General features: G+C 71.8%; 7 protein-coding genes. 4 read left to right on the forward strand and 3 right to left on the reverse strand.

Translation table 11 applies throughout. The features are described from left to right. Nucleotides 1-829: 829 nt before the first annotated feature. Nucleotides 830-1,714 (forward strand): SDR family NAD(P)-dependent oxidoreductase, encoded by an 885-nt coding sequence (locus tag ACTIR_RS0120300; RefSeq protein ID WP_026455643.1) that lies wholly within the window; start codon nt 830-832, stop codon nt 1,712-1,714. A 109-nt stretch (nt 1,715-1,823) separates the two neighbouring features. Here ACTIR_RS0120300 and ACTIR_RS0120305 read toward each other — a convergent pair whose 3' ends face one another. Continuing rightward, nucleotides 1,824-3,656, reverse strand: coding sequence for an AMP-dependent synthetase/ligase (locus ACTIR_RS0120305; protein WP_026455644.1), 1,833 nt, complete (start codon nt 3,654-3,656; stop codon nt 1,824-1,826). Between the two features lie 172 nt (nt 3,657-3,828). Between ACTIR_RS0120305 and ACTIR_RS0120310 the strand changes: the two genes are divergently transcribed. The 3 genes from ACTIR_RS0120310 (at nt 3,829) to ACTIR_RS24585 (ending at nt 6,585) form a co-directional block, all read left to right on the forward strand. Then, a complete protein-coding gene (locus tag ACTIR_RS0120310; RefSeq protein WP_026455645.1) occupies nt 3,829-4,485 on the forward strand; it encodes an HhH-GDP family DNA glycosylase in 657 nt (218 codons plus the stop codon). Nucleotides 4,486-4,590: 105 nt separating this feature from the next. Continuing rightward, complete coding sequence (locus tag ACTIR_RS0120315) at nt 4,591-5,766, forward strand: acyl-CoA dehydrogenase family protein (protein ID WP_007025625.1); 1,176 nt, start codon at nt 4,591-4,593, stop codon at nt 5,764-5,766. A gap of 45 nt (nt 5,767-5,811) precedes the next feature. Beyond that, nucleotides 5,812-6,585, forward strand: coding sequence for a GAF and ANTAR domain-containing protein (locus ACTIR_RS24585; RefSeq protein WP_084789641.1), 774 nt, complete (start codon nt 5,812-5,814; stop codon nt 6,583-6,585). Here ACTIR_RS24585 and ACTIR_RS0120325 read toward each other — a convergent pair. Both ACTIR_RS0120325 and ACTIR_RS0120330 read right to left on the reverse strand, forming a co-directional pair. Beyond that, entirely contained in the window at nt 6,524-7,360 is an 837-nt protein-coding gene (locus ACTIR_RS0120325; RefSeq protein WP_026455646.1) for an ABC transporter ATP-binding protein, read from the reverse strand. The genes ACTIR_RS24585 and ACTIR_RS0120325 overlap by 62 nt on opposite strands. A 55-nt stretch (nt 7,361-7,415) precedes the next feature. After that, nucleotides 7,416-7,668 (reverse strand): iron chelate uptake ABC transporter family permease subunit (locus tag ACTIR_RS0120330; protein WP_154663829.1); only part of this gene is annotated, 253 nt, incomplete at its 5' end.

Raw genomic sequence — 7,668 nt, forward strand, 5'->3', positions numbered from 1 at the left:
CGAAGCGTGGTCGCGGGCTCGCCCGCGGTGCGGACCCGGCGGCACTCGCTCGTCCTCCCGCGTGTGTCGGTGTCCGGAGACGTGTGGTCCGGACGATATCCGTCCACCGGGTGAACCACCGGACCGGACGCCATGATTCCACCCCCGGGAACGCGCTCCGTCGGTGTCCCACCCGGAGGAGTGACCTCGGTTCCGGGACGCATCGGGCAGTGAGACCACGGTCCGTCGTGACGTCTGGTCCGGGCGGGGGATATCTTCGTGCATGCCGGAACACCCGGGGCGTGCCGGTCACGGACCGTGTCGCCCCGCGGTGCGGGTTCGCGAGCGCAGTCGTGGGAGGTGTGCCGTGGCGGGTCGGGACTTCTGATCGCCGGGGAACGTGCGGTCATGGTTCACACAGTCGTCGGTGCTCGTCGGGGCGCCCGACCGGAGAAGGAGGTGAGCGGCGGTGTCCGGTCGTGACTTCTGACCGTCGGTGAATACCTTGTCGCGGGCGGGTTCACGCCGTTCCGGTACGGCACCATCAGGTGGTCCGACCATCCGGTGACGTGCCGATCGCCGCACCGTGTCGTGATGCGCGGCGCCACCGGGTCCTTCCCGCCCCGTGGCGTCCCTGCCGCGCCGTCCCGGAGCCGCGCCGTCCTCGGACCGGCCGTCCCCGGTGTTCGGCCGCGGGGTACGTCCGGCCGATCAGCGCTCACTCGTTCGGCGCAGAGTGGCGGCCGTTCGTCGCGGGCCGGTACGCACCGTGCGTATCGTGCCCGACACTGGAGCTAGCCGGCTACACCGACGTGACGCGTGGGCGGCAGCCCGCGGTGGGGAGACAGGGATGGACGGACAACTCGGCGGCAGGGCCGTGGTGGTGACCGGGGCCGGGCGTGGCCTGGGGGAGGCGTTCGCCACGCACGCGGCCAGGGCGGGTGCGGCGGTCGTGGTCAACGACGTCGACGCCGGACTCGCCGAACGCACGGCGGCGAACATCACGGCGCACGGCGGCACGGCGGTCGCCAGTGGACACAGTGTGGCCGATCCCGCGCAGGCGCGGGCGATCGTGGAGCTGTGCGTGTCCGAGTTCGGCGCGGTCGACGGTCTGGTGAACAACGCGGGGGTCAACTACGAGGCGCTGCCGTGGGCCGACGACCCCGCCCGGGTGCGCGAGCTCGTCGAGACGAACGTGCTCGGTGTCCTCCACGTGGGGATGGCGGCGGCCGAGCGCATGGTCGAGCGGGACCGGGGCGGCTCGATCGTCAACATCGCGTCCGGGGCGCTGTTGGGGCAGCGCAAGCTGGGTGCGTACGCGGCGAGCAAGGGGGCGGTCGCCTCGTTGACCTACTCGTGGGCACTGGACATGGAGGAGGTCGGTGTCCGGGTCAACGCCGTGTGCCCGCTGGCCCACACCCGCATGGTGTGGAAGTCGGAACGCAGTCTGCGCAACTGTCCACCGGAACGCACGCCGTCCCGCGTCGCCCCGCTGGTGACCTACCTGCTCGCCGACGCCTCCGCGGGGATCTCCGGACAGCTGGTCCGGTGTGACGGTTCGGACCTGCACGTGCTGGCCCAACCCGCGTTCAAGGAGCCGATCCTGCGCCGTCCCGAGTGGGACTCGGACGGTGTCCGGCAGGCCTTCGACGAGGTGTTCGCCGCCCACCTGGAGCCCTACGGCCTGGAGAAACGTGTCCCGGAACCCCTGCGCGGATGGACCCGCTCGGCCTGACGCGGGTGTGGCCGTGAAGGACTCCTTCCCTGCGCGCGGTGCCGTGAAGGACTCCTTCGCTGCGTGGGGCGCAGGCAGGGAGTCCTTCACGGCACGCGACGCGGGGTGCTCAGCTCTCGTAGAGGGACTCGATCTCGGTGTCGTAGCGGTTGGTGATGACCCGGCGCTTGAGTTTCAGGGTGGGGGTCAGCTCGCCGCTCTCCGGTGACCACGCCTCGGACAGCAGGTGGTAGCGCTTGATCTGTTCGACGCGGGCGAGCCGTTCGTTCGCCGCGGCCACGGCACGGTCGATCTCGGCGCGGATCTCCGGGTGCTCGGCCAGTGCGGCCACGTCCCCGGCCTCGATGCCGCGGGACGAGGCCCACGCCGGGGCGATCTCGTCGTCCAGCACGATCAGTGCCGTGATGTAGGGCCGGTCGTCCCCGATCGCGATCGCCTGCCCGATGAGCGGGTGTTCCTTGAGCAGACCCTCGATCCGGGTGGGGGCGATGTTCTTGCCCCCCGCCGTGATGATCAGTTCCTTCTTCCGGTCGGTGACGCTGACGAACCCGTCCTCGTCGATCGTGCCGATGTCCCCCGTGGCGAACCAGCCGTCGGCATCGGTGGCGGGTTCGATCGACCCGTCCTCCTGGAGGTAGCCGGGGAACACGATCGGCCCGCGCACCAGCAGTTCGCCGTCGTCGGCCACCGCCACCTCGACGTCGGCGAGCGGGCGGCCCACCGTGCCCGCGCGGAAGGCGGAGGCGGTGTTCGCGGTGACCGCGCCCGTCGTCTCCGACAGGCCCCAGACCTCCTGGATCTCGATGCCGAGGCCGGCGATGAAGTACAGCACCTCCGTCGGCAGGGCGGCGGCGCCGCTCGCGGCCAGGAACAACCGGTCCAGGCCGAGCATCTGCCGGATCGGGGCGAGCACGTTCCGGTCCGTCTCGGAGATCCGCTCGGCGAGGTCGGCGGGCACCTCCTTGCCCGCGCTGCGCAGCTTGTAGCCCTCCTGGAGCAGTTCGTTGGCCGCGAGCAGTTCCTCGCGCCGCTGCTCGTCCACGCCCGCGAGCATGTTCTTCATGCCGGCGACCATCTTCTCCCACACGCGCGGCACGCCGAAGAACGAGTCCGGCCGCACCGTGCCCAGGGCCCCGACCACCCCGCTCGCGTCCGCGAGCGTGTGCACGTGGCCCGCGTGCACGATCGGCATGTAGATCGAGAGCACCCGCTCGGCGACGTGCGCGAGCGGAAGGTAGGCGATGTTCGACATGTGCATCGGCGCGTCATGTAATTGGCGAACTGCCAACGCCTCGTGGATCGTGTTGCGGTGCGACAACACCACGCCCTTGGGCGCGCCGGTGGTCCCCGAGGTGTAGATCATGCACAGCGGGTCGTCGGTCCTGATGTCGTCGGTCAGCCGCTCGAAGGCGTCCGGATTGCTCCGGTGCAGCTCGGCCCCGCGCTCACGGACCCGCTCGGCACTGACGAACCGTTCGTCCCCGGCGGGGATCGCGTCGGCGTCCATCATGACGATGTGTTCGAGGTTCGGCAGGTCGTCGAGCACCGGGAGCCAGCGCTCGAGCTCCTCCGCACCGGCGAGCACGGCGACCGGGGCCGCGCTGTGGTTGACGACGTAGCGGATCTGGTCACTGCTCAACGTCGAGTACGCGGTACACGAGATCACCGCGAGGTTCGCGGCGGCCAGATCGGCGATGACGTGTTCGGGGCGGCTGGGCGCCATGATGATCATGCGCTGGCCCGCGCGCAGGCCCAGATCGGCCAGACCGCGGGCGAATGCGGCGATCTCCTCGCGGAGTTCGCCCCACGAGAGGGTGGGCCGGTCCGCGTCGTCCAGCGAACTCAGGGCGGGCAGGTCCGCGAACTCGGTCGCGTTCCGCCGCAGCAGCCCGGCCACGGTCTGTCCCTCGACCTGGTTCGCGACGGATGGCTGGATGGTCAACGCTGTCCTCCTCGATCCGGCGTAGATGCCACACCATAGGTAATCCGGGTCACGTTGAGGAGAGGGGAGGCCGAACCGCAACACACGCGGCGGGCGTGAATCGGTTCACCGGTCGGCGGACCGTGCGGGCGCGGGTCGTGTCGGTCACGGCGCGGCCGGGTAGGTGACGGACATGAGCGGCGACACCGAACGCACGGTCGGGCGGCTGATGGACGTGGCGGGCCGGACCTACGCCGACGAGGCGGGGATCCGGCTCACCGACAGCCCCGCGAGCCTGTACCGGTTGTTGGTGCTGTCGATCCTGATGTCGGCCCGGATCAAGGCGGACATCGCGGTGGCGGCGGCGCGGGAGCTGCACGGCGCGGGGTTCGGCACCGCCCGTCGGATGCGCGAGTCCTCCTGGCAGGACCGGGTCGACGCACTGGGCCGGGGGCACTACGTGCGCTACGACGAGAGCACGGCGAGCACCCTCGGCGAGGGTGCCGCGCTGATCGACGACGAGTACGGCGGTGATCTCCGCCGGATGGCCCGTCGCGCGGACGGTGACCCCGGCAGGCTGCGGCGCCTGCTGTGCGAGGTGCCCGGGATCGGCGCCGTCGGCGCGGACATCTTCTGCCGGGAGGCCCAGGGGGTGTGGCCGTGGCTGCGTCCGTACCTCGACAAGAAGGCCAGGGAGGGGGCCGAGCGGATCGGGCTGCCCAAGGACGCGGCGGCCCTGGCCGGGCTGGTCCCCGACGACGACCTGGCCCGGTTCTCCGCGGCCCTGGTGCGGGTGCGGCTCGACCGCACGCTCGCGGACGAGGTGACGGCGAGCCCCGCGCGGGCGTGAGCACCACGGTCGTGCCGTGTGGGGTGGACTTCGCGCCTCCGGCGCGGTGTGGACTTCGCGCCTCCGGCGCGGTGTCTCCCCGCGGTGGTGCGGGTATCCGGGATCATGTCCGAGCTGTTGACCGGCGACTTCTACTCCTTCGAGGAACTGCTCGACACCGACGAGCGGGCCGTCCTGCACCGGGTGCGGGAGTTCCTCCGTTCCGAGGTCGCGCCGATCGCCAACGAGTACTGGGCCCGTGCGGAGTTCCCGACCGAGCTGGTGAAGAGCTACGCCGAGCTGGGGATCGCCGGTCGTGCCTATCCCGACGTGCAGGGACCGAAGCCGACCAGCCTGCTGAGCGGGTTCCTCGCCCTGGAGATGGCGCACACCGACGCGTCGATGGCGACGTTCTTCGGGGTGCACAGCGGGCTCGCGATGGGCAGCATCGCCGACTGCGGGGACGCCGCCCAGCGGACACGGTGGCTGCCGCCGATGAGCCGGATGGAACTTCTGGGCGCGTTCGCGCTGACCGAACCGGAGGGGGGTTCCGACGTCGCGGGCGGGATGCGGACCACGGCGCGCCGGTCCGGCGACGAGTGGGTGCTCGACGGGCGCAAGCGCTGGATCGGCAACGCCACCTTCGCCGACCTTCTCGTCGTCTGGGCCCGGGACGTCGACGACGGGCAGGTGAAGGGATTCGTGGTGGAGAAGGACACCCCCGGGCTCACCGCCACGAAGATCGAGAACAAGATCGCGCTCCGGTCGGTGCAGAACGCCGACGTGGTGCTGGACGGGTGCCGGGTCCCCGAGGCGAACCGGCTGCAGAACGCCCGTTCGTTCCGGGACACGGCCCGGATCCTGCGGGCCACCCGCAGCGGCGTGGCGTGGCAGGCCGTCGGCGTGATGCTGGCGGCCTACGAGATCGCCCTGCGCTACGCGGGCGAGCGGGAGCAGTTCGGCAGGCCGATCGCGGCGTTCCAGCTCGTGCAGGACCTGCTGGTGCGGATGCTCGGCAACGTCACGTCGTCGTTCGGCATGGTCGTGCGCCTGGCGCAGCTGCAGGACGCGGGAACCTACCGGGACGAGCACTCGGCCCTGGCCAAGGCCCACTGCACCAGCCGGATGCGGGAGGTCGTCGGGTGGGCCCGTGAGCTGTTGGCGGGCAACGGCATCGTGCTCGACCACGACATCGGCCGGTTCGTCGCGGACGCCGAGGCGCTCTACTCGTACGAGGGGACCCGCGAGATCAACAGTCTGGTGGTCGGGCGCGCGATCACCGGACACGGGGCGTTCGTGTGACCCGGCGCCCTCCGGCTCCGGTGCCGGGGGCCGGCCGGGATCGCGATGTGTAATCCTGACGTCGTGGGTGACGAGGCTGTTGTGGCCGCCGCCGGTCCCGGCGAGCCGGCGGAGGATCTCACCGCGGTGCTGAGCAAGATCGCCCGGACACTGGAGCCCGAGGCGGACGTCGACCGCGCCGTCGAACACATCGTCCGCGCCGCCGCCGCGACGGTGCCCGGTGCGGACGAGGCGGGGGTGTCGCTGCTGGAGAGCGGCACGATGCGCTCGGTCGCACCGTCGGGCGACGTCGTGGCCCACCTGGACCAGCTCCAGCACCGGCTGCACGAGGGGCCGTGCGTCGACGCGATCCACGAGCGGCCGGTCTACCGCACCGGCGACATCGGCGCGGACCCCCGGTGGCCCCGCTTCGGCCGGGAGGCGGCCGCGTCCGGGGTCTCGTCAATGCTCGGGTTCAAGCTGTTCACCAGCACGTCCACGATCGGCGCGTTGAACCTGTACTCGTGGCGGGCCGACGCCTTCGACGACGACGCCGAGCGCATCGGGGAACTGTTCGCCGCGCACGCCGCCGTGACGCTGGCGGGCTCACAGGGACTGGCGCACCTGCACGTGGCGTTGCGGACCCGGGACACCATCGGCATGGCCAAGGGCATCCTGATGGAACGGCACGGTGTGGACGCCGACCGCGCGTTCGCCCTGCTGGTGGAGGCCTCCCAGCACGCCAACGTCAAACTCCGGGACGCCGCCGAGTGGCTGGTCAGCCGGTTCCGTCCCGCAGCGGGGAGTCCTGCGACCGGGCGTCCCGGAGATGGGCACTGACCGGCACCACCATCGGGGTTCCCGCGACCGGGTCGGTCAGCACCTTGGCGTCGAGTCCGAACGTCTCCGCCAGCAGCTGTTCGGTGAGCACCTCCCCGGGGGCGCCCCGGGCCACCACCCGCCCGTCGTCCATGGCCACCAGCGTGTCCGCGTAGCGGGCGGCGAGGTTGAGGTCGTGCAGCACCATCACCACCGTGGTGCCGCGCTCGGTGTGCAGGCCGTGGACGAGGTCGAGCACGTCCACCTGGTGCGCGAGGTCCAGGTAGGTGATCGGCTCGTCGAGCAGCAGCAGGGCGGTGTCCTGGGCCAGGGTCATCGAGATCCACGCCCGTTGCCGCTGGCCGCCGGAGAGCTCGTCCACCACCCGGTCCGCGTGGGCGTCCATCCCGGTCAGCGCCAGCGCGTGGCCGACGGCCCGCTCGTCGTCGGCGGACCACTGCCGGTGCCAGCTCTGGTGCGGGTGCCTGCCCCGGGACACCAGGTCGCCGACGGTGAGCCCCTCCGGGGCGAGCGGCGACTGCGGCAGCAGCCCGACCGTCCGGGCGACGTCACGGGTGGGGCGTTTGTCGATGCGTTTGCCGTCCAGCAGGACGGCGCCGCCGCGCGGACGCAGCAGCCGGCCCAGCGCGCGCAGCAGCGTGGACTTGCCGCACCCGTTGGGACCGATCACGACGGTGACGGAGCCGTCCTCGACGGCGAGGTCGAGCCCGTCGACGACGAGTCGTTCGCCGTAGCCGAGCCGGAGCTGGTCGGCCCGCAGTCTGGACCGCGTCACGTGCGTCCCTCCTGTCTTCCGTCGGTGGCGGGGGCATCCGGGGTCTGTGCGCCGCTCACCGTCGGCGGCTCCGGGCGAGCAGGTAGAGCAGGTACGGCGCGCCGAGGATCGCCGTGAGCACCCCGACCGGCACACTCGGTGCGAGCACCCGGACGGTGAGGTCGGCGCCCACGGTCAGCAGGGCGCCCAGGACCAGGGACCCGGCGAGCGGGGGTTGGGCCGTCCGGGCCAGGCGCAGGGCGATCTGCGGGGTGGCCAGCGCCACGAACGAGATCGGACCGGCCGCGGCGGTGGCCACCGCCGCGAGG

Origin of the sequence: Saccharomonospora iraqiensis subsp. iraqiensis (assembly GCF_000430445.1) — a bacterium.
In the GTDB taxonomy this organism is placed as follows: Bacteria; Actinomycetota; Actinomycetes; order Mycobacteriales; family Pseudonocardiaceae; genus Saccharomonospora; species Saccharomonospora iraqiensis.

Bases quoted from the DNA above. Each gene is read 5' to 3' on its own strand.
- ACTIR_RS24585 (WP_084789641.1), top strand. From the start codon at position 5,812: ATGTGTAATCCTGACGTCGTGGGTGACGAGGCTGTTGTGGCCGCCGCC.
- ACTIR_RS0120315 (WP_007025625.1), top strand. From the start codon at position 4,591: ATGTCCGAGCTGTTGACCGGCGACTTCTACTCCTTCGAGGAACTGCTC.
- ACTIR_RS0120310 (WP_026455645.1), top strand. From the start codon at position 3,829: ATGAGCGGCGACACCGAACGCACGGTCGGGCGGCTGATGGACGTGGCG.
- ACTIR_RS0120300 (WP_026455643.1), top strand. From the start codon at position 830: ATGGACGGACAACTCGGCGGCAGGGCCGTGGTGGTGACCGGGGCCGGG.